The following is a 23,684-nucleotide window of genomic DNA, read 5'->3' on the forward strand; positions in this document are numbered from 1 at the left end:
CCAGACTACTGTTATCTCCGAGTACCCCCATGCCAGTTGGAGGTGACAGTGGCCAGTACCGACTTCTCCATAGACACTGCGGACGAAGCGCAGCAGCAGCCGCCGCGCGTTTACGCCGAGGATCTTCCCGAGGCGGTGGTTGACGGCGTTGCGCAGTTCCTCGGCAGACCGCGCGCCCGCGGCTGGATCCACGTCTACTCCGCCATCGTGGCCTTCATCGCAGGCGCCGCGCTGGTGTCGGTGTCGTGGTCGGTCGGGTCCACCAGGGCAGGCCTTGCCACGCTGCTCTACACGTTCACCATCGTTGCGATGTTCGCCGTCAGCGGCACGTACCACCGGGTGACCTGGAAGTCGGCGACGGCGCGCAAGTGGATGAAGCGTGCCGACCACTCGATGATCTTCATCTTCATCGCGGGCAGCTATACGCCGTTCGCGCTCCTGGCGCTGCCGTCGAAGTCCGGCATGGTGTTGTTCTGGATCGTCTGGGCCGGGGCATTCGCGGGAGTGTTGCTCAAGATGTGCTGGCCGTCGGCCCCGGCGTGGGTCGGCGTGCCGCTGTACCTGCTGCTGGGTTGGGTGGCCGCGTGGTTCATCGTGCCGATCATGCACGGCGCGGGCGTTGCGGCTTTGGTACTACTGATCGTCGGCGGCGCGCTGTACAGCATCGGCGGCGTGCTCTACGGGCTCAAGTGGCCGAACCCGTGGCCGACGACGTTCGGCCATCACGAGTTCTTCCACGCGTGCACGGCGGTCGCCGCGATCTGCCATTACATCGCGATGTGGTTCGCGGTCTTCTACTGATCCCCCTCCCGATTTCGGCGCGGTTTTCCGGGGTGGGCACCGAATTGCGCGCCGAAATCACTAAAGCTGGGTGACGTTCTCCGGGGTCCAGTAGGCCTTCATCGACGTGATCTTCGCGTCGTCGTCGAACGTCATGACACTGATGATCTCGATGCGCATCTTGCTCTCGCCCAGGTCGATCGTGAGCGCCCAGAAGAACGCCGCCTCATGGCCGAGTGTCCGCAGCGTGAACACTTCCGCCTCCGCGCCCGTCGTCGGAAGGGCGCCATAGAACCCGCGAATGGCTTCGCGGCCGATGTGAACCTCTCCGCCGACGGGATCTTCGACAGTGGCGTCGCTCGCGTAGAGCGCTGCAACGTCGTCGGCCCGGCCTTGCGCAGCAAGCTCTAGGTACCGGTGGACGGTCTTGGCGTTGTCTTCGGGTGACGGCATGTGCCGAAACTACACGGACGGACTCAGCGCGGTGGCGAGTTCCTCCGGGGTCGTGACGGGCAGATCGCATACCCGTCCGCGGCACACGTACGCGGCGTCGCGGCCGCCGATTCGGTCACGGTCGGCCAGCAGCTCGGACGAATCAACTTCGCCGCCGATCACGATCGCCCCGCCGGGCGCCAAATGCCTTGCCGTGGCCAGCAATTGCGACCGTTCGGGGTCGCAGGCGACGGCGATTTGGATGGGCCCGCGCACGGCAGCCTCGGCGACGGCCAGCCAGTGCCCGGCCGATCTGGCCAGCTTGGTCAACAGCGGTGTGCCCGACTGCAGCGTGGCGGTGGCCAGGTTTGCGTAGCGCTCCGACGGCACGAGGTGGGCCGCCAACTGGAGCGCCTCGGCCATCAGTGCGGCACCTGACGGGGTCGCGCCGTCGACGGGGTCGGCTGGCCGCACCACGAGAGCGGCGGCGTCGTCGGCGGTGTCGTACCAGTGGCCGGGTCGTTCGGGATCGGCGAAGTGTGCAATGGCGTCGTCGACCAACGCCGTCGCCGCACTCAGCCATGTCCTGTCCCCGCTGTTCTGATAGAGCGTGAACAGGCCGGTCGCCAAGGCCGCGTGATCCTCGAGGATGGCCACGCTGTCGCCAACCCGGCGACCGAGGCTGGCCCGCCGCAGCCGTCCGTCGACGAGGTGCAGTTCGAGCAAAGCCCGGGCGCATGTCGTTGCAGCGGTGAGCAATTCGGGTGCACCGAGCGCGACCGACGCTTCCGCCAGCGCAGTGATGGCAAACCCGTTCCATGCCGCGATCACCTTGTCGTCGCGAGCCGGTTGTGGCCGACCCCTTCGGTGCGCAGACAGCGCCGCGCGCACCCTGGCGAACCTGTCGGCGTCGTCGGGGTCGGTCAACAGTTGGAGCACCGAGTTCCCGTGTTCGAACGTGCCTTCGTCGGTGACCGTGAAAATATCTGCAGCCCAACGCCCGTCGTCATCACCGAGCACGTCGCGCAGCTGCCCCGGCGTCCAGACGTAAGTCAGGCCCTCGCGCCCGTCGGTATCGGCATCCAACGACGAGGTGAACATGCCGTCGGCACTCAGTCCGTCGATGATGAAAGCGGCGGTCTCACTACAAATCTTGCGCGCCAGCGGGTTTCCCGTCCGCCGCCACCAATGCGCGTAGACCCGAAGCAGCAGCGCGTTGTCATAGAGCATCTTCTCGAAGTGCGGCACCACCCACGACGCGTCCACGCTGTAGCGGGCGAAGCCGCCGGCCAGCTGGTCGTAGATGCCGCCCCGCGCCATCGCCGTGCACGCCCGGTCCACAGCCGCCAACGAGTCAGTGGCACCGGTCCTTTCGTGGCTGCGCAGCAGCGCCTCCAGCAACGCCGACGGCGGAAACTTCGGAGCACGACCGAATCCGCCTCGCGCAGCATCTTCGTCGCGCAGTACCGCGGCGACGGCGAGATCACACACCTCGGGTGTCAACGGGGGTCCATCGCCTGGCAGGCCCGCTGCCATCGCGCGGAGTTCGCCCGCGATCTGATCGGATGACTGCTCGACTTCGTCGCGCCGGTTGCGCCAGGTGTCCGCGACCGCCTCCAGCAACTGGAGGAAGCCCGACTTCGGGTAATACGTGCCGCAGAAGAACGGTCGCCCGTCCGCGGTCAGGAAGCACGTCATCGGCCAGCCGCCCTGGCCCGTCAACGCGACCGTGGCACTCATGTAGACCGCGTCCAGATCAGGCCGTTCCTCGCGGTCTACCTTGATGCAGACGAAGTCGGCGTTCATCGCCGCGGCCACCTCGTCGTCCTCGAAGGATTCGTGGGCCATCACGTGACACCAGTGGCACGCCGCGTAGCCGATCGACAAAAGGATTGGGACGTCACGTCTTTCGGCCTCGGCGAGCGCATCGGGCGTCCACTGCTGCCAGTGCACCGGATTGTCGGCGTGTTGGCGCAGATAGGGGCTGGTGGCCTCCCCCAGCCCGTTAGCCCCCTGGCTCACGCGTGATCTCGCCGTCAGAGGGATCGCCGGGAAGCCCGACGGTTCCGTCGTCGACGGCCTGGTCAGGCTCGGGGCGCTCCGGGTCGAACGACTCGGGCAGTTTCTTGAGTTGCTTGTTCATCGACCACACCAGCAGGAAGGTGGCGATCAGCAACAGCACCACGACGACGAGGCCGATGGGGCTGGCCTTGCCGAAGTCGGGACCCGTATCGCGCGGGGTTTCGTCGGCGAGCAACCCGGCGATCAACACAACGGTGTCAGTCACGGGTCGATCCCTGCGAAGAGGTCGTCCTCAGGAAGGGTGACAGGCACCCGCGAGCGCGCCAATTCGTACTCCTCGGTGGGCCACAGCCGCTGCTGCCACTCCATGGGCGTGGTGAAGAAAAAGCTCTTCGGGTCGATCTGAGTAGCGTGCGCACGAAGCGCGTCGTCCCGTTGCCCAAAGTACTTCGAGCATTCGACGCTGGTGGTGATACGGGTGGCGACGACGTCCAACTCCGGGTCCCAGTCCTTGAGCCACTTCTCGAACGGACCAACCTCGCCGTTCTTGGCGAACTCGTCCTGGAACAGCTGCATGCGCTTCCGTAGGAAGCCGTGGTTGTAGTACAGCTTCGACACGCTCCACGGTTCGCCCGCGTCGGGGAACAGCCGGTAATCTGCGGCCGCCTCGTAGGCGGCCATCGACACCTCGTGGCAACGGATGTGATCGGGATGCGGATAGCCCCCGTGCTCGTCGTAGGTGGTCAGCACGTGCGGTTTGAATTCGCGTATCACGCGGACCAGTCGCTCCGTGGACTCGGCAAGCGGGACCAACGCGAAGCATCCCTCGGGCAGCGGGGGCAGCGGATCGCCCTCGGGAAGTCCGGAGTCCACGAACCCCAGCCAGTGCTGTTCGACGCCGAGGATCTCGGCTGCCCTGGCCATCTCGTCGATGCGGATCTCATGAATCCGGCCGTGCACGTCGGGCAGGTCCATCGCAGGGTTCAGGATGTCGCCGCGCTCGCCTCCGGTCAGCGTCACCACCATGACCCTGGCGCCCTCGTCGGCATAGCGGGCCATCGTGGCGGCGCCCTTGCTGGACTCGTCGTCCGGGTGGGCGTGCACCGCCATCAACCGCAGTTCGCTCACTAGTGCCTACCTGATCGCTTGATTCGTCGGGACTCGTCGGTGAGTTCCAACAACTCGGGTTGGTCCTATAGTTCCAGCAGACCTACGCCGACCGTTCTAAGGGGCACCCCCGAGCTGATGATCGAGCGCCCCGCCGCCCGCTATGGGCGCCAGCGGATGCCGCGGAGAGCCCGCCGCGGCATCCTGATCGGCCTATCGGTAGTGATTGTCGCGGTCGGCGTGGCGATCGCGTTCGTCGGCTTCCAACGCCTCGGCACCGGTGACGTCAAGGGCGACTTGGCCGGCTACCAATTGGTCGACAGCGAGACTGTCGATGTCACCGTCAGCGTCACCCGGAAGGACCCGTCGCAGCCGGTGGTCTGCATCCTGAGGGCGCGCTCGCTCGACGGTAGCGAGACCGGACGACGGGAAGTGCTGGTGCCGCCCTCATCGCAGGCAACGGTGCAGGTCACCGCCATCGTGAAGACAAGCAAGCCTCCGGCGATGGGCGATGTCTACGGTTGCGGGACCGACGTCCCGCCCTATCTGCGCGCACCCTGAGCGCGAGCCGCCAAGCGACCATGCAACAAACGCCGAACTGCGAATACGTGAAAATCGGCTGACCCCGCGGTGGTACTGTGGTCGGGTACACGGTTCCCAGGGGAGCCGTGTATTGCTGCTTTATTGCGCTCCCAAGCGTTCGCGATCGCGGCAATCAACAAGAACTTTTCAGATCAGAGAAGCGCTGAAGACGATGAGGACAGGAGCGCGGCGACATGACTGACACGCAGGTCACCTGGCTGACCCAAGACGCCTACGACCAGGCCAAGGCGGAGCTCGAGGAGCTGATCGCCAACAAGCCCATCATCGCCGCGGAGATCAACGATCGCCGCGAGGAGGGTGATCTCCGGGAGAACGCCGGGTACCACGCAGTGCGCGAGGAGCAAGGCCAGCAAGAGGCCCGCATCCGGCAACTGCAGGAGCTGCTCAGCAACGTCAAGGTGGGCGAAGCGCCGAAGCAATCGGGCGTCGCCCTGGTCGGGTCCGTCGTGAAGGTGTACTTCAACGGCGACCAGAAGGACACCGAGACGTTCCTGATCGCGACCCGCCTCGAGGGTGTCGGCGACGCCAAGCTCGAGGTCTACTCGCCCAATTCACCGCTCGGCAGCGCGCTGCTCGACGCGAAGGAAGGCGAGACCAAGGAATACTCGGTGCCCAACGGTGGCACCATGAAGGTCACGCTCGTCAGCGCGGAGCCCTACCACACCTAGCCCGGCTGGTCGGGGGCTAGCGTCCGTTCATGGCGCAAATCGCTGAGGACTTGCTCCTCTTGCTGCTCGACAACGCGTCAGGAAATCCAGCGCTAGAACGTGACCGCTGCGAGCGGGTGCTGGCCGGTGCGATTCTCCTCGACCTGGCCTTCACCTGTCGGGTCCGGCCCGCCGTCCCCGGTGAGCCGTTCGAGCCGGGTCGCCTGGTGGCACTCGCGGGCAACGGACCGCTCGATCCGATCGTCGAGCCTGCCTTCCGATTGCTCGAGCAGCGGCCATTGCGGCCATCCGGCGCAGTGTCGAAACTTCGCAAGAACGCGCAGGAGCACATTTCGCTACACCTGGAGCGAATGGGACAGCTTCGGCACATCCCGCTGTCCGCCAAACGATTCAGCGACGTCGCCGCCTGGCCGCTGATCAACAGGGAGCGGGCGGCACACGCGCGCGTCGCGCTGCTGTCGGCGTTGTTCGACCGAATGCCGCCCACCCCGTCGACGGCTGCCATCGTGTCGCTACTGCACGCGGTGGACGGGCTGGGCGCGTTGCTCAGCCTCAACGACCGGGGCTGGCGCTGGGTGCACGCTCGCGCAACCGAAATCGCCAGTGGCAGTTGGGTAAACGAGTATCCGACCGCGCTCCCCGAAATCAATCTCGCGGTGACGGCGTCGGTGCTGCGGGGCGCCCTAGCGTAGCGCCTGCTCCAGATCACCGAGCAGATCCGCGACGTCTTCGATCCCGACCGACAGCCGCACCAAGTCGTCGGGCACCTCCAATTGCGAACCCGCTGTGGACGCATGCGTCATCGCGCCGGGGAACTCGATGAGCGACTCGACGCCACCGAGGGACTCTGCCAGGATGAAGATCTCGGTGCGCGCGCAAAGGTTTCGCGCGGCCTCGCTGCCACCTCGCAGCCGCACCGACACCATGCCTCCGAACGCGCTCATCTGTTGCGCCGCGACCTCGTGATTGGGATGGGTGGGCAGGCCTGGATACAACACTGTCTCGATCGCGGGATGCCCTACCAGGAATTCGGCCACCAGCGCGGCGTTCGCGCTGTGCCGTTCCATGCGCAGCGGCAGCGTCTTGAGCCCCCGCATCGTCAGGTATGCGTCGAACGGGCCGGGCACCGCGCCCGCGCCGTTCTGCAGGAACGCGAAGGCGTCGTCGAGTTCCTCGTCGTTGGTCAGCAGCGCGCCGCCCACGACGTCGGAATGCCCGCCGATGTACTTGGTGGTCGAGTGCAGCACCACGTCGGCGCCGAGTCGCAGCGGCTGCTGCAGGGCCGGAGAGGCAAAGGTGTTGTCCACCAACACCTTTATCCCCGACGTCGAGGCCAACTCCACGATCGCGGAGATGTCGGCGATCGTCAGCAGCGGATTCGTCGGCGTCTCGACCCAGATCAGCTTGGTCTGGTCCGTGATCGCCGCACGCACCGCGTCGAGGTCGGACAGCGCGGCGGGCGTGTGCTCGATCCCCCACAGCGTGAAGACCTTGTCGACGAGCCGGAACGTACCCCCGTAGGCATCGTCGGGGATGACGATGTGGTCGCCGGGGCGGAGGATGGCGCGCAGCGCGCAGTCGGTGGCCGCCATGCCCGAACTGAACGCCCGTCCGTACGCGGCGTGCTCGACGGCCGCCAGGCCGGCCTCCAGCGCCGCGCGGGTGGGATTGCCGGTCCGCGCATATTCGAAGCCCGCCCGCAGTCCGCCGACGCCGTCCTGTGCGAACGTCGAACTTGCGTAGATGGGCGCGTTGACCGCCCCGGTGGCCGGGTCGGGACGGTATCCGGCGTGAATGGCCTTGGTCGCCGGACCGTATGCGCGGTATGCGTCTGCCTTACTGCGCTGCTCGCTCATGGTCGAAAGCCTAACGGTGTAGAAATTCACCATGGCCACCACGATCGAAAGTCTGCTCGACCTCGACTCGCTACTGAGCGCCGAGGATCTCGAACTACGTGCCATGGTCAGGCAGTTCGGCGACCAGCGCCTGCGCCCACACATCGCGGAATGGTTCGAATCAGGGGAAGTGCCAGTCCGGGATCTGGCGGCCGAGATCGGGAAGCTGGGACTGCTCGGCATGCACCTGACCGGATACGGCTGCGGCGGTTCGACGGCCACCGCGTACGGATTGGTGTGTCAGGAGTTGGAGGCCGTCGACAGCGGGCTGCGCAGCCTGGTTTCGGTGCAGGGTTCGCTGGCAATGTTCGCGATTCACCACTGGGGCAGCGAAGAGCAGCGTGAGCAGTGGCTGCCGGGCATGGCCGCTGGCGAGCTGATCGGGTGCTTCGGCTTGACCGAGCCGGACTTCGGATCGAACCCCGGCGGCATGCGGACGACGGCGCGCCGCGACGGGTCCGACTGGGTGCTCAACGGCTCCAAGATGTGGATCACCAACGCGTCGGTCGCGGACGTGGCGATCGTCTGGGCGCGAGCCGAGGAGGGCGTGATCGGATTCGCGGTGCCGACCTCGACGCCCGGGTTCAGCGCCAGGGAGATGACCCACAAGATGTCGCTGCGGGCCTCGGTCACTTCGGAGTTCAGCCTCGACGACGTCCGACTGCCCGACGAAGCGAAACTGCCGGGCGCACGGGGCTTGTCGGGTCCCTTGGCGTGCCTGTCAGAGGCCCGGTTCGGCATCGTCTTCGGCGCCGTCGGTGCGGCCCGAGATTGTCTGCAGACCGCCTTAGACTACGTGGGCACACGCGAGGTCTTCGACAAACCGCTCGCCGGCTACCAACTGACGCAGGCCAAGATCGCCGACATGGCAGTCGAACTGGGCAAGGCGCAGTTGCTGGCGCTACATCTGGGCAGGCTCAAAGACGACGGCAAGATCAAGCCGGAGCAGGTCAGCTTCGGCAAGCTCAACAATGTCCGCGAGGCCATCAAGATCGCCCGTCAGTGCCGGACGTTGTTGGGCGCCAACGGAATCACGTTGGAATACCCGGTGATCCGGCACGCCAACAACCTCGAGTCCGTGCTGACCTACGAGGGCACCTCCGAGGTGCACCAGCTCGTCATCGCCGAGGCGCTCACCGGGGTCAGCGCGTTCCGCTGACGCGAATCCCGCTGCACCACTGCGAAACACATCGGCCCGCCGGCACTAGGCTGGCGGGCCGATCAACGTCCTGTGTGTCAGACCGGCAGGGCTACGGTTGTGAACAACTTATCGATCAGCGTCTGGCGTTTGGGATCCCACAGCGGGAACAGCACGGCAACGAGCCACACGATGCCGCAAACGCCGTAGGCGACGAGGTAAACGAGTTCGCGCAGCACGGACTTGCCTGCACCGATCGGCTGGCCCGTAACCTCGTCGACCACCTTGAACTTCAGGATGCCCTTGCCGATGCTCTGGCCCGAGGCGCCCTGCTTGATCCCGCTGTTCCAGAGGATGAACAACACCGCCAGCAGGGGGAATACCACGACGGAAATCTGTCCCAACGTGGACGCGCCGCATACCTGCCCGCTGAATCCGCCGCTCAGATCGCCGTAGTCGCCGCCGAAGGCTTCGTTGAGGTCGACGCACTCCTGGGTGCCAAGCAGGATGCCCCAGCCGATGCCGATCCCAAGCGCGAGCGGTAGGGCGAAGTCGATGAGCCCGGCGAGGGCGCGTGGCCCCCACGGCGTGTACGCCTCCGGAGGGAGCGTCTGTCCCCCGCCCACGGGCGGCGGGGCGTATCCGCCCTGCGGCGGCGGCGGCGCCGGGTACCCACCACCGGGGGGCGGCGGAGGCGGGTATCCACCACCGCCCGGCGGGGGCGGCGGCGGGTTGTAACCACCACCTGGCGGAGGCGGAGGCGGAGGCGGGTTGTAGCCACCACCGGGAGGAGGCGGCGGCGGGGGCGGCGGGTAGTTTCCGGGCGGAGGCGGAGGTGGGGGATTGGTCATGGCTAGCCCTTCTGTGGTGGCTTTGAAGCGATCATCGCTTACTTGGTCAGAATTCGGTCCACATTTCTGGGAGTTTGCCGGAACTGCTCAGGGCGTTAAGGGCGCGACCTCGCCACCGGTCAGCTTGCGGTAGGCGTACACCAGGTAGAGGGCGCCCACCGGCAAAGAGATCAAAATGCCAATGAAGCACGCTATGAACCCGACGGAAATGATCAATGCCACGATGAGGTAAGTGATCAGCACCTGTACGAAGTTGTTCTTGACGATCTCGAAGCTCGCCTTGATGCCGTCGATGGCCGAGAGGTTTCGCTCCACTAGGGCGACGACCGCAAAGAGCGTGAAGAGGGCTACGACCAACGAGCCGATGAACACGATGCTTCCGATGGCCGACGCGACCCCGATGAGGAAGCTCGCGATGACAACGTTGACGAGGTTGCGCGGCCGAAAGAAGGTCCCGATCGTCACCGGCTGGCCGTTGGCGATGTCCAACAGGCCACCCAGGTAGGCGGATTGTGCAGCGCCCGCCAGTACCGCGACCAGAATCGCGCCGAAGAGCAGGACCAGCAGGCTGAGAAAGCCGAAGTTGAACGAATAGCTTGCGCTGTAGTCGCCGTACGTCGTAACGGAACTAGGTGCGAGCGCGCCCGCGATGGAGAAGACGATCGCGCCGAGTGCACCTATCACCAACCCGTAGACGAGCGTGGGCACGATGAGCGCGGCGGCGTTCTTGGTGAACTTGTTCCATGCCCACCCAAATGCCTGGCCGATGTCTACTTCCCGGGGATTTGGATAACCGGGAGCGCCCGCGGGCGGATATCCAGGGGGCGGCGCGCCGTAGCCGCCGGGCGGAGGCGGGTAGCTGCCGGGCGGAGGCGGGTAGCTGCCGGGCGGAGGCGGGTAGCCACCCTGCGGCGGCGGAGGCGGGTAGCCACCCTGCGGCGGGAATCCACCAGGAGGCGGCCCGTAGCCGCCGCCACCAGGAGGCGGAGGTGGTGGCGGAGGTGGTGGGTAGTTCCCACCGGGCGGGGGCGGCGGCGGATTGGTCACGTGTGTCCCTCTCTTGGCGACTTATTCAGTTTCGTATCGATCACGACTATTGGACTGCGCGAGTTCACGTCCGGCAAGGCTTTTGTCCGACGATCAATGCCCGCTGCGGACTGCAGAGGACATGAAGGCGATGTAGACGATGATCACGACGATGGTCAGAACGATCAGCACGATGCCGACGATGATCCCGGCCAACGCCAGCCCGCGGCCCTGCTGACCGGTTTGCTTGATCTGGTTCAGCGCAACCACGCCAAGCACGATGCCGACGATCGAAAGTAGCGAGCAGAGCAGCGGACTTGCCAGCGAGACAACCAACGATGCAATCGCCAGTCCGTTGGTTCCCAGCGGTGCCGGATACCCGCCATACGGTTGCGGATACCCGCCGGGGTACGGCTGCGGGTACCCGCCGTATGGCGGTGGATAACTTCCATCGGAGGGCGGAGGGTAACCCCAACCCGGCGGTGGCGGATTGGTCAACTAGCTCCCCCTGTTTGAGTGTCTGTTGGAATTCTTTGCAAGAGTGCGGTTTTCGCAGAATGACGCCCGCTAGACGTAGAGCCCCGTGAACGGCGCGAACGGCAGGTTGCGTATGACGAACCATACCGAGACGACGACGAGCGCCCCGACAGCAGCCCAACGATAGTGTTGCCAGCTACGGATCCTGCGACCAACGATGCGGCCATACGTCCACGCCCCAAAGGCCCACAGCAGGAACATCACGGCCACGAATCCGAGCGCGTTGTACCTCAAGGCGCCGTGGATATCTCCGTGCAGAAGCGAGTACAGCATCCGCAGGCTGCCACAGCCGGGACAGTCGATTCCGAGCAAAGCATGGGTGGGGCACACCGGAAGTGGCCCACCTGGCGTCGTCGGATCGCCCACCCAAACCGCCGTACACATCAGTCCAGCCGCGACGGCGAGACCGACGGGAGCGCCGAGCTGAGCAAGCGTCGCCCGTGTTCGCGTGTCCTGCATGGAAAGTCGTACCTCAGTTGTACGAGGACATGCTGGCGAAGCCGCCGATCGCGAACACGACGATCAGGTACAGCACGGCGAAGACGACACCGGCGATGGCACCCCAGATCGCGAACTTCTTTGCATCGTCAGCAGATTTCTGTGCCGCGGCGTACTGACCCGATGCCCACAGACCGGAAACCTGAGTGGACTTGATGATCGCTACGATGCCCAGCGGCAGGCAGCACAGCACGGTGCTCAGGATCGCCCACACCAGATTGTTGTCTGGCGGTGCGCCACCGGGCACCGGTCCACCACCTGGCGGCGAGTAACCACCGGGCGGAGGAGGCGGGTAGCTACCAGGAGGCGGCGGAGGCGGGTAGTTACCGGGGGGGACGTCGGTCATGGACACCTTCCAGGGGAATTAGCTGGGAGTGAGCGGTGTAACCCTATCTCAGAATCCACTCAGAAAGACGTCCATAATCAGAAGTTGATCATGAAATCCAGGCCGCCGAGCGACGGGAATTCTTCCCTAGGCTAACGGTTTTCGCGACCGTGGTGCACTCTTCACAAACCGACTTACACGGCGTCTACCGGCGCGAGTTCCCGTCCGACAGGAAACCCAGGAGATCGTGGCGGGTCAGCACACCGACGGGTTTGCCATCGTCGACCACCATCACGGCGTCGCATTCACGGAGCGTCTTGGCCGCCGTGGAGACGAGTTCGCCTGCGCCGATGAGCGGCAGCGGCGGGCTCATGTGTTGCGACACAGCGTCTGCGAGCTTTGCTCGGCCCTCGAAAACCGCCGAAAGCAGTTCACGTTCCGACACGCTGCCTGCGACCTCTCCGGCCATCACCGGCGGCTCGGCCCCGACGACCGGCATCTGGGACACGCCGTACTCGCGCAGAATTCCGACGGCGTCGCGCACGGTTTCCGAAGGATGCGTGTGCACCAGGTCGGGCAGGGCTCCCGACTTGCCCCGCAACACGTCGCCGACAGTAGATTCCGACACCGAGCCGTCGAGCCTGCTGCGCAAGAACCCGTACGACGACATCCATGAGTCGTTGAAAACCTTTGAGAGGTAGCCTCTTCCGCCGTCAGGCAGCAAGACCACCACGACCGCATCGGGTCCGACCCGCTCGGCGATCCTGATCGCGGCGACAGCGGCCATCCCGCAGGACCCGCCCACCAACAGCGCCTCCTCGCGAGCCAGCCGGCGCGTCATCTCGAAGGAATCGGCATCGGACACTGCGATGATCTCGTCGGGGATCGTCGGGTCGTAGGCCGATGGCCAGAAGTCCTCACCAACCCCCTCGACGAGATAGGGCCGACCGGTTCCGCCCGAATACACCGAGCCCTCGGGGTCGACGCCGATGATCTGCACGGCGCCACCGGACATCTCCTTGAGGTAGCGGCCGGTGCCAGTGATGGTTCCGCCGGTGCCGACCCCGGCCACGAAATGCGTCACCTTGCCATCGGTATCGGCCCAGATCTCCGGACCGGTCGTCTCGTAATGACTCGCCGGACCCATCGGATTCGAATACTGGTCGGGCTTCCACGCACCGTCGATCTCCTCGACGAGCCGGTTGGACACGCTGTAGTAGCTGTCCGGATCGTCGGGGGCGACCGCTGTCGGGCACACCACGACGTCAGCGCCGTACGCGCGCAACACGTTGCGCTTATCTTCACTGACCTTGTCGGGGCAGACGAAGATGCACTTGTAGCCGCGCTGCTGGGCGACGAGGGCCAGTCCGACACCCGTGTTGCCCGAGGTGGGTTCCACGATCGTCCCGCCTGGCCGCAGTTCACCGCTTGCCTCGGCGGCGTCGATCATCTTGATCGCGATGCGATCCTTCGAACTCCCGCCAGGGTTGAGGTACTCGATCTTGGCCGCGACGACGCCAGCCCCTTCGGGCACAACGGAGTTCAGTCGTACCAGAGGAGTGTTGCCGATGAGCTCACTGATGTGCCCTGCGATCCGCATGCGTCCATCGTGTCAGGCCGCGCGGATCGGTTCTACCTAGGGCGGGCTTACCAGGTCGCCTCTCGGATGTAGTCACCGATCTGCCGCAGTGACCGCGTCGCTTCCTTCACGGCAGGGGCAGCCAGTTGGAAGACGTGCATCTGCCCCGGCCAGACGCGCACCTCGACCGGTACGCCCGCCGCGGCGAGCATGTGCGCGGCCTTCCGCGCGTCGTTGAGCAGAACTTCTGATCCGGACACGTGGATGAGCGTCCGGGGCAACCCCGGCTCGATGTGGTCGAGGGGCTCGTATACGTCCTCACCCTGGCGCTCGGCGGCGCCCTCGATCAGTTGCCCCAAGGCATCGAAGGCCTTCGCCGGGAACATCGCATCAGAGTGCATGTTCGGATGTTGCGCGCGTCCGTCGTTGTCGATCTCGAACAGTGGCGACATGGTCACCACGGCCGCCGGCAGTTCGCCCTCACCGTGGACCCGCTCGGCCAACGCCAACGACAGGTATCCGCCTGCCGAGTCGCCCGCGAGCACGATCCGCTCTGGGTCGTAACCCGACAACCGCAACCACTGGTAGGCGTCGTAGCAGTCGTCGACGGCCTGACCGATGGAGAATTTGGGGATCATGCGGTAATTGACGACCAGTACGGGGCTATCGGCGAACTTCGACAACGCCGTCACCAGTCGGCCGTGCGAGTTCGCGCCGCACGTCAAGAACGCCCCGCCGTGCATGTAGAGCACCACGCTGCGCTTGCCGTCGGCGGGAAGGACACCTGCCGCGCGGACCAGTTGAGCGGTGCAGTTCGGCAGCCCGATGGTCGCGCGAACGGTGCCCGGCGCGGGTCGCAAAACCCGACAAGCAAAGTCGACCAGTCCCCATGGCCAGGGCAGACGCGGCGCCAGACTACCTAGTGTCAACGTTGGCTTGATCGTCAGCATCGCGGCCAGGGCAAATAACTTGCCCGCCACGCTTGCACCACTCTCGACGACCTCGACCGGGGCGCCATCGCTGACCGGGAATCGACGGGGTTTATGCGCCTTAGCTGCGCTTATGCCACGAACCGACGCTACGTGAACCTTGCTCGGTGCCGTCATCGCCACCACTCCTACGCCGTTGTAGTACCCGGTGTCTGCTACTTCTCAACCAACCCAGGCAACTTAGCTTGACACCCTACTGAATGTTCAACAATCAAAGATTCTGAATTCGTCCCGGACTTGATACCGCACTGTGACCGCCTACCTCGACTCGCCACGCGGGCAAGTGCAGATTCCGCCCTAGAATGAGCGCGTGGGCATTCGTGCACGCCGTCGATCGACCATCGCGCTCGCTACTGCGGCGGCGGTCGCATCGACGGGATCCGCCGTCCTGGGCGCGCGCAACCTGCTGAACGGGCAGGCCGATAAGGCGCGCCAGGTCATTCCCAAGTCCTGGGACATTCCCCCTCGCGCCGACGGCGTCTACACGCCCGGCGGCGGACCCGTCGAGAAATGGCACCGTGGCGTGCCGTTCGACCTGCACCTGATGGTCTTCGGCGACTCGACCGCCACGGGCTACGGGTGCTTGAATTCCGACGAAGTGCCCGGGGTGCTCATCGCGCGTGGCCTAGCCGAGGCGTCGGGTAAGCGGATCCGGTTGAGCACCAAGGCGATCGTCGGCGCCACGTCGAAGGGGCTGTCCGGACAGATCGACGCGATGTTCGTCGCTGGACCGCCGCCGGACGCCGCGGTCGTCATGATCGGCGCCAACGACATCACCGCCGTCAACGGCCTTCAGCAGTCCGCTCGCCGGCTTGGCGCAGCGGTACGCAGGCTGCGGGACAGCGGGGCCGTCGTCGTGGTCGGCACCTGCCCGGACTTCGGCGTCATCACCGCGATCCCACAGCCGCTGCGGCTGGTGACACGCACCCGGGGGCTGCGCCTGGCGCGGTTGCAGGCCGCCGCGGTTCGCGGCTCAGGGGGCGTCGCCGTGCCATTCTCGGACCTCCTCGCGCCGGAGTTCATGAAGGCCCCCGAGGTGTTGTTCTCCTCCGACATGTTCCATCCGTCTGCGGCCGGCTATGCGCTGGCGGCCAGTCAGCTGCTGCCCGCGCTGTGTAATGCGTTGGGCGAGTTGATGAGCACCCCGATAGCCGTCCCGCAGCTGACGTCGCGTTCCCATGACGGGGGCGCGCTGCTCGGCCGGGTCGGCGGTATCACACGGTTATGGCGACGGACGACTGGCGTACCCGCGCCGATCGTCGCTCCTGCGACGAGCTAGGTTCGCTGTAGTTTCTCCACTCGACTTAGGAGTCGTCATGCCTGAAGCCGTCATCGTCGCCACCGCTCGCTCGCCAATCGGACGGGCGGTCAAGGGCTCCCTGGCCACCATTCGTCCGGATGACCTGGCCGCACAGATGGTGCGCGCGGTCCTCGACAAGGTGCCGTCACTGGACCCCAAGAACATCGACGACCTGATGATGGGCTGCGCCCAGCCCGCCGGTGAGGCCGGATACAACGTCGCCCGCGCGGTCGCCGTCGAACTCGGATACGACTTCCTGCCCGGCACCACCGTCAACCGGTACTGCTCGTCGTCGCTGCAGACCACCCGGATGGCGTTCCACGCGATCAAGGCCGGCGAGGGTGACGTGTTCATCTCCGCCGGTGTTGAGACGGTGTCGCGCTTCGGCGTCGGGGCGGCCGATGGGGCCCCGAACAGCAAGAACGCGCTGTTCGACAAGGCACAGGAGCGCACCACGGCACAGTCCGCGGGCGCCGACGAATGGCACGACCCGCGCAACGACGGCAACATCCCCGACGTCTACATCGCGATGGGTCAGACCGCCGAGAACGTCGCGCTGTACACCGGGATCAGCCGCGAGGACCAGGACCACTGGGGCGTGCGCAGCCAGAACCGTGCCGAGGACGCCATCAAGAGCGGCTTCTTCGAGCGCGAGATCACGCCGGTCAAGCTTCCGGACGGAACCACCGTCACCACCGACGATGGCCCCCGGGCCGGGACCACTTACGAGAAGATCAGCCAACTCAAGCCGGTGTTCCGCCCCAACGGGACGATCACCGCAGGCAACGCGTGTCCCCTGAACGACGGTGCGGCCGCGGTGGTCATCATGAGCGACACCAAGGCCAAGGAATTGGGCCTCACCCCGTTGGCGCGCATCGTGTCGACGGGCGTCAGTGGGCTGTCGCCGGAGATCATGGGGCTCGGTCCCATCGAGGCGATCAAGAAGGCGCTCGCCAAGGCCGGCAAGAAGATCTCCGACATCGACCTCGTCGAGATCAACGAGGCCTTCGCCGTTCAGGTGCTCGGCTCGGCGCGGGAACTCGGCATCGACGAGGACAAGCTGAACGTGTCCGGCGGCGCGATCGCCCTTGGCCACCCGTTCGGGATGACGGGCGCCCGCATCACCGCCACGCTGCTGAACAACCTCACGACGTACGACAAGACGTTCGGCATCGAGAGCATGTGCGTCGGCGGCGGCCAGGGCATGGCGATGGTCGTGGAGCGGCTCTCCTAGCCTCCCTTTGCGTTGAGATAGCGCTGACAGTCGGTCCACGCGTGGCATTCGACTGTCAGCGCTATGTCGACGTCCATGCACGCTCCACGCGGCGAAGGACGTCGGACTCCCGTTGACCCGCAACCACGCGAATGTGCTTCCAGCGCAGGTGCCGAACGTACTCCGAGCGGACGATGTCCCGGCGCCAACGCGACTTGCTGCGGTGCTCGTCACCGTCGTACTCGACCGCGATCATCTCGTCCTCCCACCCCATGTCCAGCCAGTAGATGGGATACCCGTGCGATCCCAAGATCGGTATCTGAGTCTGTGGCCGTGGATAGCCAGCCCGGATGAGCAACAGCCTCAACCAGGTTTCCTGCGGCGATTCCGCACCGGCGTCGACGAGATCCACTACGCGGTCGACGCGGCGCGACCCCTCACGTGCGGGTGGCTCAGCGCCAGAGCTTGCACATCGTCGGCCTTGAAATGCGTCACGCGGGCGAGTGCATCCAACCGGGCGACCGCTGCTCCTATGCTTCCGCGACGAGCCAGATCGAAAGCCGTTCTGTCCGCAGTCGTTACGGGTAGGCCGCCGATCACCGTCGTCTCATCATCAAGCAGGGTGTCACGCCGCGTCACGACACCCTTCGCGGCCCGGTTGTTCGTCCAGATCAATTCGATTGGCGTGGCGACATCGACCCAGCTCGCGCCGTGCAGGGCCGACGCCGCCACGCCCGCCACGACACCTTCCCGCTTGGACCACAGCCAAGCGCCCCTGATGCGCTCGGACAGCGTCAGGTCGACCTGTCGCGGGCCGTATACGTCGGGGAAAAGCGGTCGGTGGCGCCGTCTGAGGTCGTTCGCGTTCAGTTCCCCCGCCGCGATCGCCTCACTGCCGACGAAGATTCGCTCCACCTCTGCACCGTGCCAGCACCGTGGCCCACACCGCTGAATTCATCCACAGCCCCGTTGAGCTAGCGCTGACAGTCAAAACGCCGGGGCACAACGGCTGAGCCCGCTATCTCAACGTGTTCGAGGTGCTCAACGCAAAAAGAAAGCCCGTCCGCCGAAGCGAACGGGCTTTCCGGGGCTAGCTGCTAGTCACTGTTGAAGTAGCTCAGCAGCCGAAGGATTTCCAGGTACAGCCACACCAGCGTCACAGTGAGGCCGAGCGCGATGCCCCACGCCGCCTTCGCCGGAGCGCCAGCGCGGATCGCCTGGTCGGCCTGGTCGAAGTCCTGCAGGAAGAAGAACGCCGCGAGGCAGATCATCACCAACGAGAAGACGATGGCCAGCGGGCCACCATCGCGCAACGGCCCTGCGCCGTGCGTGAAGAGCCCGACCACCAGGTTGACGAGCATCAGCACGACGGCGCCGATGGCGGCCGCGGTGATGAACCTGGTCAACTTCGGGGTCACTCGGATGGCGCCGGTCTTGTAGACCACGAGCATTCCGAAGAACACGCCCAACGTGCCGACGACGGCCTGGCTGATCAGCGCACCCGCGCTGATGCCGGAGACCATCAGATTGGCGACGACGAACGAGAACGCGCCGACCACCACGCCCTCACAGGCCGCATATGCCAGCACGATCGCCGGGTTGTCCTGCTTGCGGCCGAACATGGCGAACAGGATCAGCCCGAGGCCTGCGAGGCTGCCAACCAGCAACAGCGGCATCGCGAGCGCGATGTTCTGCCCCACCAAGAAGTAGGTCACCACGGCAACGGCCGTGAGCACCGCGAGGGTGATGCCGGTCTTGGTGACGACGTCGTCGATGGTCAGCGGCCGGGACTGCTGATCTGAGTAGGGCTGCGTCGTGTACGGGTCGGCCTGAACCGCCTGAGCACCGTAGCCAGCGGCTGCGGTACCGAATTGCGCGTATCCGCCCTGCCCCTTGGGTAGGGATCTGAATACCGGGTTGCTGCTCTCGCGCACCGTCGGCTTCCTCTCGTGTGCTGTGGGTTCGTCTGGTGACGAACGCTAACTCAACGTGCGGCGAAGGGGGTTGGTTCCCGACCCATCGCCGAACCTGTGAACTTCTTGTCAAAGGTTACCCGTCGTGCGGCACCGCCGGGTGACGATCTAGATTGCTTACCCGTGGCCGTTGAAAACGAGGACATCCTAGTAAGTGTCGAGAATCGCGTCGGTCTGGTGACGCTGAACCGCCCGAAGGCCATCAACTCGCTCAACGACGTCATGGTGGCGGGCCTGGCCAAGGCGCTCGACGACTGGGAGCACGACGACGCCGTACACACCGTATTGCTCACGGGTGCGGGCGAGCGCGGACTGTGCGCGGGCGGCGACGTCGTCGCGATTTACCACGATGCCAAGGTGGGCGGAGCGGCGACGCGCTCCTTCTGGCACGACGAATACGTGCTCAACGCCCGCATCGCGCGATACCCCAAGCCGTACGTGGCGGTGATGGACGGCATCGTGATGGGCGGCGGGGTCGGCGTCAGCGCTCACGGCGGCGTTCGCGTCGTCACCGACACCACCAAGGTCGGCATGCCCGAGGTCGGCATCGGCTTCATCCCCGACGTCGGCGGCACGTTTCTATTGTCCCGCGCGCCTGGTCATCTCGGATTGCACGCTGCGCTCACCGGTGCGCCGTTCTCGGGCGCCGACGCCATCGCCATGGGGTTCGCCGACCACTTCGTCCCGCACCAGGCGCTGGACGCCTTCAAGGCGAAGGTGATCGCCGACGGTGTCGACGACGCGCTCGCCGCTCACGCGGTCGAACCACCGGCCAGTCCCCTTCTCGCCCAACGGCACTGGATCGACGAGTGCTATGCGGGCCAAACGGTGCCCGACATCCTGACCGCACTGCGGGGCCACGACGCAGGACCGGCCAACGACGCCGCGAACCTCATCGCCTCGAGGTCCCCCATCGCGCTGGCCGTCGCGCTCGAGGCCATACGTCGCGCGGGCAAGCTCGACACCCTGGAAGACGTTCTGCGTCAAGAGTTCCGGACGTCATGCGCGGCACTGCGCTCCCATGACCTCGTCGAGGGCATCCGCGCCCTGCTCATCGACAAGGACCGCGACCCGAAGTGGTCCCCCGCGACGTTGACGCTGTGCGACCCCGCCGACGTCGAGAAGTACTTCGCCCCAGCCGATCCCGATCTGATCCTCGGAGAATAGGAGCCCGACATGAGCTACGAGACGATCCTGGTGACCACCGAGGACCGCGTCGGTCTCATCACGTTGAACCGCCCCAAGGCCCTCAACGCGCTCAACAGTCAGGTGATGGACGAAGTCACCACGGCCGCAGCCGAATTCGATGCTGATGCCGGAATCGGCGCGATCATCCTGACCGGCAACGAGAAGGCCTTCGCGGCCGGGGCCGACATCAAAGAGATGGCCGACCTGTCGTTCGCCGACGTGTTTGCGTCCGACTTCTTCGCGCCGTGGTCGAAGTTCGCCGCGACACGTACCCCGACGATCGCCGCAGTGGCCGGTTACGCGCTCGGCGGCGGCTGCGAACTGGCGATGATGTGCGACCTTCTGATCGCCGCGGACACCGCGAAATTCGGCCAGCCCGAGATCAAGCTCGGCGTACTACCCGGTATGGGTGGCTCGCAGCGCCTCACCCGCGCCATCGGCAAAGCCAAGGCGATGGACCTCATCCTGACCGGCCGCAACATCGACGCAGCGGAAGCCGAACGCAGCGGCCTGGTGTCGCGGGTGGTGCCCGCCGAAACCCTGCTCGATGAGGCCAAGGCCGTCGCCGCCACCATTGCCGGCATGTCGCTGTCGGCCGCCCGGATGGCGAAGGAAGCCGTCAACCGGTCGTTCGAGTCCACGCTCGCCGAAGGTCTGCTCTACGAGCGCAGGCTTTTTCACTCCGCTTTCGCCACCGAGGACCAGACCGAAGGCATGGCCGCATTCAGCGAGAAGCGCGCACCGAGGTTCACGCACCGATAGTCTGCCGGTCGTGACCGAACTGGAACCCGACGACACCAACCCCGAGAAGCCGGCCGCGCCGGAGTCGGAGTCCGCCGTCGCCGTGAAGCAGGACCCGGCACCGGTGGCCGCGGCATCCGGCGAAGTCTCCGAACCCGCGCGGCGAGCCTGGTGGCTTCGGCACTACACCTTCTTCGGCACCGCCGTCGGCCTGGTGTTCATCTGGTTCTCGATGACCCCTTCGTTATTGCCCCGCGGACCACTGTTCCAGGGTGTGCTCAGCGGCGCCGCGGGCGGAATCGGCTACGCCATCGGCGTGTTCGCCGTCTGGCTGGTCCGCTACTTGCGCTCGAAGGAGACCAGCCCGCACGCGCCACGGTGGGCCTGGCTGGCGCTCATCGCCGTCGGGATCATCGGCCAGACTGCGGCCATCGTCTACTTCCACGTGTGGCAGGACGACGTGCGCGACCTGATGGGCGTGCCGCGGCTACGCTTTTGGGACCACCCGCTGACCGCCGTGCTGGCGATCGTGTTCCTCTTCGCCTTCGTCGAAATCGGGCAGCTCGTAGGCAAATTGGTGCGCTTCCTGGACCGGCAGCTCAAACGTGTCGCGCCGCCCCGCGTGTCTGCAGTGGCCACCGTCGCACTGCTGTTGGTCGTGACCGTCGCCCTGCTCAATGGAGTCGTCGTGCGGGTCACGATGGACTGGTTGAACACGTCGTTCGCCTCGGTCAACGACGAACTCGATCCGAACAACCCCGCGCCCACCAGCACGCTGCGCTCGGGCGGCCCACAGTCGCTTGTCAGCTGGGACTCGCTCGGGCACCAGGGCCGCACTTTCGTCAGCAACGGTCCGTCGGTCGAACAACTCTCGGAATTCAACGGCGCCAAGGCAATCGAGCCCATCCGAACCTATGCGGGGCTGAACTCCGGCGATGACATCAAGGCCACCGCCAAGCTGGCCGCGGCGGAACTCGAGCGCACCGGCGGGCTGGACCGCAAATTAGTCGCCGTCGCCACCACGACCGGCACCGGCTGGATCAACGAGGCCGAGGCGTCGGCGTTGGAGTACATGCTCAACGGCAACTCCGCCATCGTGTCGATGCAGTACTCGTATCTGCCCAGCTGGCTCTCGTTCCTGGTCGACAAGGAGAACGCCCGGCAAGCCGGCCAGGCGCTCTTCGAGGCGGTTGACGAGCTGGTGCGCGCGCGCCCCGAGAACAAGCGGCCGAAGCTGGTGGTGTTCGGCGAGAGCCTTGGTTCGTTCGGCGGGGAGACGCCGTTCCTGTCACTGAACAATCTGATCGCCCGTACCGACGGCGCGCTGTTCTCCGGCCCGACGTTCAACAACACCATCTGGACCAGCCTGACGAGCAACCGCGACGCCGGCTCGCCGGAGTGGCTTCCGATCTTCGACAAGGGTGAGTACGCCCGGTTCGCGGCCGAACCGCAGAATCTCCAGCGCCCTCCGGACGCGTGGAGCCATCCGCGCGTGGTCTACCTACAGCACGCGTCGGATCCCATCGCGTGGTGGAACCCGGATCTGCTGTTCTCCAAGCCTGATTGGTTGGCCGAACCCCGCGGCTACGACGTGTCGCCGCGCATGGAATGGATCCCGATCGTGACGTTCCTGCAGGTGTCCGCGGACATGGCCGTCGCGATCGACGTGCCGGACGGCCATGGCCACGTGTACATCCGCGACGTCGCCAACGCGTGGGCCGACATCCTGCAGCCGCTCAACGTGCTCGACGGCTGGTCCGACGCGAAGACCGAGAAATTGCGACCGCAGCTGCTGAGGGGTTACTCGAGCTGATCCAGCACGCCGGTCGCCTTCAGCGCGTGATATCCGCCGGCGACGTCGGTGGCGCGGTGCAGCCCGAGGTCCAGTAGCGCCGCGGCGGCCAGGCTCGACGTGTAGCCCTCGGAGCACAGGATCACCCATTCGACGTCGTCGCCGGTGGCCTCGGGCAGGCGTGCGTCGCTGGTCGGATCGCAACGCCACTCGAGCACGTTGCGTTCGATGACCAGTGCTGCGGGCACGTCGCCCTCGCGGGCCCGCTGGGCGGCCGGACGGATGTCGACCAGCAGGGCGCCCCGGCTCAGCGCCTCGGGTACGTCGCGTGCGTCAAGCCGGATCAACCGGGCGCGTGCGCGCTCCAGGGCTACGTCCACGCGACTGACCATCAGTCCCCTTCGGGCTTGTCCGTCAACTCGGTGCGGTTGCGGCGCAAGGTGTTCCGTTCGGTGACATCGTAGTAGGACATTGCGGTCAGAGGTGGCGAATATGCGTGCACGCTGAGCGTGGCGGACGCCACGGCGATCCTTTCACGGCCCACCTCGTTGACGGGGTCGCGCGACCACGTCACGTCGTGCACCCAGCCCAGCGGGAAGGCGGCCTGGTCGCCTGCCACCAGTCGGCGACGACGCAGCCGGTCCCCGTCCCAACGGGTTTCGGCCAGCGCACCGGACACGACGGTCAGGGCGCCCAGCGACCCGCCGTGGTCGTGTAGTTCGGTCGACTTGTCCGGCACCCAGCTGATCAGCCAGACGTCGAGTTCGTCGTCGCCGTGAAGGCGGGTGAACCATCTGTCGGTGCTGGGCGGCCCCCCGGCGGGCAAGACGTGGTTGTAGCGGCCGGACAGCACGTGGTCGGCGGCGACATCGGTGGCCTGCAGCAAGTCGGGCAGCCGCAGCCGGGTCGGCGCGACGAGCGATGGGGAGGCAAGAGAAGGCGAAGCGAGGGTCATCGGTGCGGGGCTCCAGGAGAATTGGACGGTCAGGGACGGGCGTCAAGCCCGACAACACTCCTGAAAGGTGGT

Annotated in this window: 25 protein-coding genes and 1 pseudogene; 10 read left to right on the forward strand and 16 right to left on the reverse strand. The window is 65.9% G+C overall.

The window, feature by feature from the left end; all coding sequences use genetic code 11:
- Positions 1-69 precede the first annotated feature (69 nt).
- Entirely contained in the window at positions 70-801 is a 732-nt protein-coding gene (gene trhA, locus SLQ30_RS30240; protein WP_319450678.1) for a PAQR family membrane homeostasis protein TrhA, read from the forward strand.
- Positions 802-861: 60 nt separating this feature from the next.
- Here the strand turns inward: trhA and SLQ30_RS30245 are convergent, their stop codons facing one another.
- Genes SLQ30_RS30245 through mca form a run of 4 tightly spaced genes read right to left on the reverse strand, consistent with a single transcriptional unit; the run spans position 862 to position 4,362 of the window.
- A complete protein-coding gene (locus SLQ30_RS30245) occupies positions 862-1,233 on the reverse strand; it encodes a nuclear transport factor 2 family protein (protein WP_319450633.1) in 372 nt (123 codons plus the stop codon).
- A 9-nt stretch (positions 1,234-1,242) separates the two neighbouring features.
- Positions 1,243-3,234 (reverse strand): thioredoxin domain-containing protein, encoded by a 1,992-nt coding sequence (locus SLQ30_RS30250; protein WP_319450634.1) that lies wholly within the window; start codon positions 3,232-3,234, stop codon positions 1,243-1,245.
- Positions 3,218-3,499 (reverse strand): hypothetical protein, encoded by a 282-nt coding sequence (locus SLQ30_RS30255; RefSeq protein WP_319450635.1) that lies wholly within the window; start codon positions 3,497-3,499, stop codon positions 3,218-3,220. Before SLQ30_RS30255 ends, SLQ30_RS30250 begins: the two co-directional genes overlap by 17 nt.
- Positions 3,496-4,362 (reverse strand): mycothiol conjugate amidase Mca, encoded by an 867-nt coding sequence (gene mca / locus SLQ30_RS30260; RefSeq protein WP_319450636.1) that lies wholly within the window; start codon positions 4,360-4,362, stop codon positions 3,496-3,498. The genes SLQ30_RS30255 and mca overlap by 4 nt, the downstream gene beginning before the upstream one ends.
- Positions 4,363-4,479: 117 nt before the next feature.
- On the opposite strand from mca, the gene SLQ30_RS30265 reads away from it, so the two are divergent.
- From SLQ30_RS30265 to SLQ30_RS30275, 3 genes are all read left to right on the forward strand, one after another.
- Positions 4,480-4,902 carry a DUF4307 domain-containing protein gene (locus tag SLQ30_RS30265; protein WP_319450637.1) on the forward strand — a complete coding sequence of 141 codons (423 nt, stop codon included), beginning with the start codon at positions 4,480-4,482 and terminating at the stop codon, positions 4,900-4,902.
- Between the two features lie 215 nt (positions 4,903-5,117).
- Complete coding sequence (gene greA / locus SLQ30_RS30270; protein WP_319450638.1) at positions 5,118-5,612, forward strand: transcription elongation factor GreA; 495 nt, start codon at positions 5,118-5,120, stop codon at positions 5,610-5,612.
- Between the two features lie 29 nt (positions 5,613-5,641).
- Positions 5,642-6,304, forward strand: a complete 663-nt coding sequence (locus tag SLQ30_RS30275; RefSeq protein WP_319450639.1) for a GOLPH3/VPS74 family protein — start codon at positions 5,642-5,644, stop codon at positions 6,302-6,304.
- On the opposite strand, the gene SLQ30_RS30280 is transcribed toward SLQ30_RS30275, so the two are convergent.
- On the reverse strand, positions 6,296-7,468 hold the full coding sequence (locus SLQ30_RS30280) for a cystathionine gamma-synthase (protein WP_319450640.1): 1,173 nt from the start codon (positions 7,466-7,468) through the stop codon (positions 6,296-6,298). The genes SLQ30_RS30275 and SLQ30_RS30280 overlap by 9 nt on opposite strands.
- Positions 7,469-7,499: 31 nt before the next feature.
- Between SLQ30_RS30280 and SLQ30_RS30285 the strand changes: the two genes are divergently transcribed.
- Entirely contained in the window at positions 7,500-8,666 is a 1,167-nt protein-coding gene (locus tag SLQ30_RS30285; RefSeq protein WP_319450641.1) for an acyl-CoA dehydrogenase family protein, read from the forward strand.
- Between the two features lie 77 nt (positions 8,667-8,743).
- Here SLQ30_RS30285 and SLQ30_RS30290 read toward each other — a convergent pair whose 3' ends face one another.
- From SLQ30_RS30290 to SLQ30_RS30320, 7 genes are all read right to left on the reverse strand, one after another.
- Entirely contained in the window at positions 8,744-9,496 is a 753-nt protein-coding gene (locus SLQ30_RS30290; RefSeq protein WP_319450642.1) for an RDD family protein, read from the reverse strand.
- A gap of 87 nt (positions 9,497-9,583) precedes the next feature.
- Positions 9,584-10,543 carry a hypothetical protein gene (locus SLQ30_RS30295; protein WP_319450643.1) on the reverse strand — a complete coding sequence of 320 codons (960 nt, stop codon included), beginning with the start codon at positions 10,541-10,543 and terminating at the stop codon, positions 9,584-9,586.
- Between the two features lie 93 nt (positions 10,544-10,636).
- Entirely contained in the window at positions 10,637-11,020 is a 384-nt protein-coding gene (locus SLQ30_RS33205; protein ID WP_413468220.1) for a DUF4190 domain-containing protein, read from the reverse strand.
- Positions 11,021-11,089: 69 nt separating this feature from the next.
- A complete protein-coding gene (locus SLQ30_RS30305; protein WP_319450644.1) occupies positions 11,090-11,518 on the reverse strand; it encodes a DUF2752 domain-containing protein in 429 nt (142 codons plus the stop codon).
- Positions 11,519-11,531: 13 nt separating this feature from the next.
- A complete protein-coding gene (locus SLQ30_RS30310; RefSeq protein ID WP_319450645.1) occupies positions 11,532-11,903 on the reverse strand; it encodes a CD225/dispanin family protein in 372 nt (123 codons plus the stop codon).
- 184 nt (positions 11,904-12,087) lie between these two features.
- Positions 12,088-13,482: a cystathionine beta-synthase gene (locus SLQ30_RS30315; RefSeq protein ID WP_319450646.1), complete on the reverse strand. Its 1,395-nt coding sequence runs from the start codon at positions 13,480-13,482 to the stop codon at positions 12,088-12,090.
- Positions 13,483-13,529: 47 nt separating this feature from the next.
- Positions 13,530-14,567: an alpha/beta hydrolase gene (locus tag SLQ30_RS30320; RefSeq protein WP_319450647.1), complete on the reverse strand. Its 1,038-nt coding sequence runs from the start codon at positions 14,565-14,567 to the stop codon at positions 13,530-13,532.
- Between the two features lie 193 nt (positions 14,568-14,760).
- Between SLQ30_RS30320 and SLQ30_RS30325 the strand changes: the two genes are divergently transcribed.
- Both SLQ30_RS30325 and SLQ30_RS30330 read left to right on the forward strand, forming a co-directional pair.
- Positions 14,761-15,729 (forward strand): SGNH/GDSL hydrolase family protein, encoded by a 969-nt coding sequence (locus tag SLQ30_RS30325; RefSeq protein ID WP_319450648.1) that lies wholly within the window; start codon positions 14,761-14,763, stop codon positions 15,727-15,729.
- A gap of 37 nt (positions 15,730-15,766) precedes the next feature.
- Positions 15,767-16,984 (forward strand): acetyl-CoA C-acetyltransferase, encoded by a 1,218-nt coding sequence (locus SLQ30_RS30330; RefSeq protein ID WP_319450649.1) that lies wholly within the window; start codon positions 15,767-15,769, stop codon positions 16,982-16,984.
- Between the two features lie 61 nt (positions 16,985-17,045).
- On the opposite strand, the pseudogene SLQ30_RS30335 reads toward SLQ30_RS30330, so the two are convergent.
- A pseudogene (locus tag SLQ30_RS30335) lies at positions 17,046-17,878 on the reverse strand (hypothetical protein).
- Positions 17,879-18,060: 182 nt separating this feature from the next.
- Positions 18,061-18,897: a Bax inhibitor-1/YccA family membrane protein gene (locus SLQ30_RS30340; RefSeq protein ID WP_319450650.1), complete on the reverse strand. Its 837-nt coding sequence runs from the start codon at positions 18,895-18,897 to the stop codon at positions 18,061-18,063.
- Between the two features lie 162 nt (positions 18,898-19,059).
- Between SLQ30_RS30340 and SLQ30_RS30345 the strand changes: the two genes are divergently transcribed.
- Genes SLQ30_RS30345 through SLQ30_RS30355 form a run of 3 tightly spaced genes read left to right on the forward strand, consistent with a single transcriptional unit; the run spans position 19,060 to position 22,678 of the window.
- Positions 19,060-20,103, forward strand: coding sequence for an enoyl-CoA hydratase/isomerase family protein (locus SLQ30_RS30345; RefSeq protein ID WP_319450651.1), 1,044 nt, complete (start codon positions 19,060-19,062; stop codon positions 20,101-20,103).
- Positions 20,104-20,112: 9 nt separating this feature from the next.
- On the forward strand, positions 20,113-20,886 hold the full coding sequence (locus SLQ30_RS30350; RefSeq protein ID WP_319450652.1) for an enoyl-CoA hydratase: 774 nt from the start codon (positions 20,113-20,115) through the stop codon (positions 20,884-20,886).
- 10 nt (positions 20,887-20,896) lie between these two features.
- Positions 20,897-22,678 carry an alpha/beta hydrolase gene (locus SLQ30_RS30355; RefSeq protein ID WP_413468221.1) on the forward strand — a complete coding sequence of 594 codons (1,782 nt, stop codon included), beginning with the start codon at positions 20,897-20,899 and terminating at the stop codon, positions 22,676-22,678.
- Here SLQ30_RS30355 and SLQ30_RS30360 read toward each other — a convergent pair.
- Together SLQ30_RS30360 and SLQ30_RS30365 are read right to left on the reverse strand one after the other, a co-directional pair.
- Positions 22,666-23,049, reverse strand: coding sequence for a rhodanese-like domain-containing protein (locus tag SLQ30_RS30360; RefSeq protein WP_319450653.1), 384 nt, complete (start codon positions 23,047-23,049; stop codon positions 22,666-22,668). The two genes, SLQ30_RS30355 and SLQ30_RS30360, sit on opposite strands and share 13 nt — an antisense overlap.
- On the reverse strand, positions 23,049-23,612 hold the full coding sequence (locus SLQ30_RS30365) for a cysteine dioxygenase (protein WP_319450654.1): 564 nt from the start codon (positions 23,610-23,612) through the stop codon (positions 23,049-23,051). The genes SLQ30_RS30360 and SLQ30_RS30365 overlap by 1 nt, the downstream gene beginning before the upstream one ends.
- Between the last annotated feature and the right edge of the window lie 72 nt (positions 23,613-23,684).

Source organism: Mycobacterium sp. RTGN4, from assembly GCF_033804635.1.
Lineage (GTDB): Bacteria > Actinomycetota > Actinomycetes > Mycobacteriales > Mycobacteriaceae > Mycobacterium.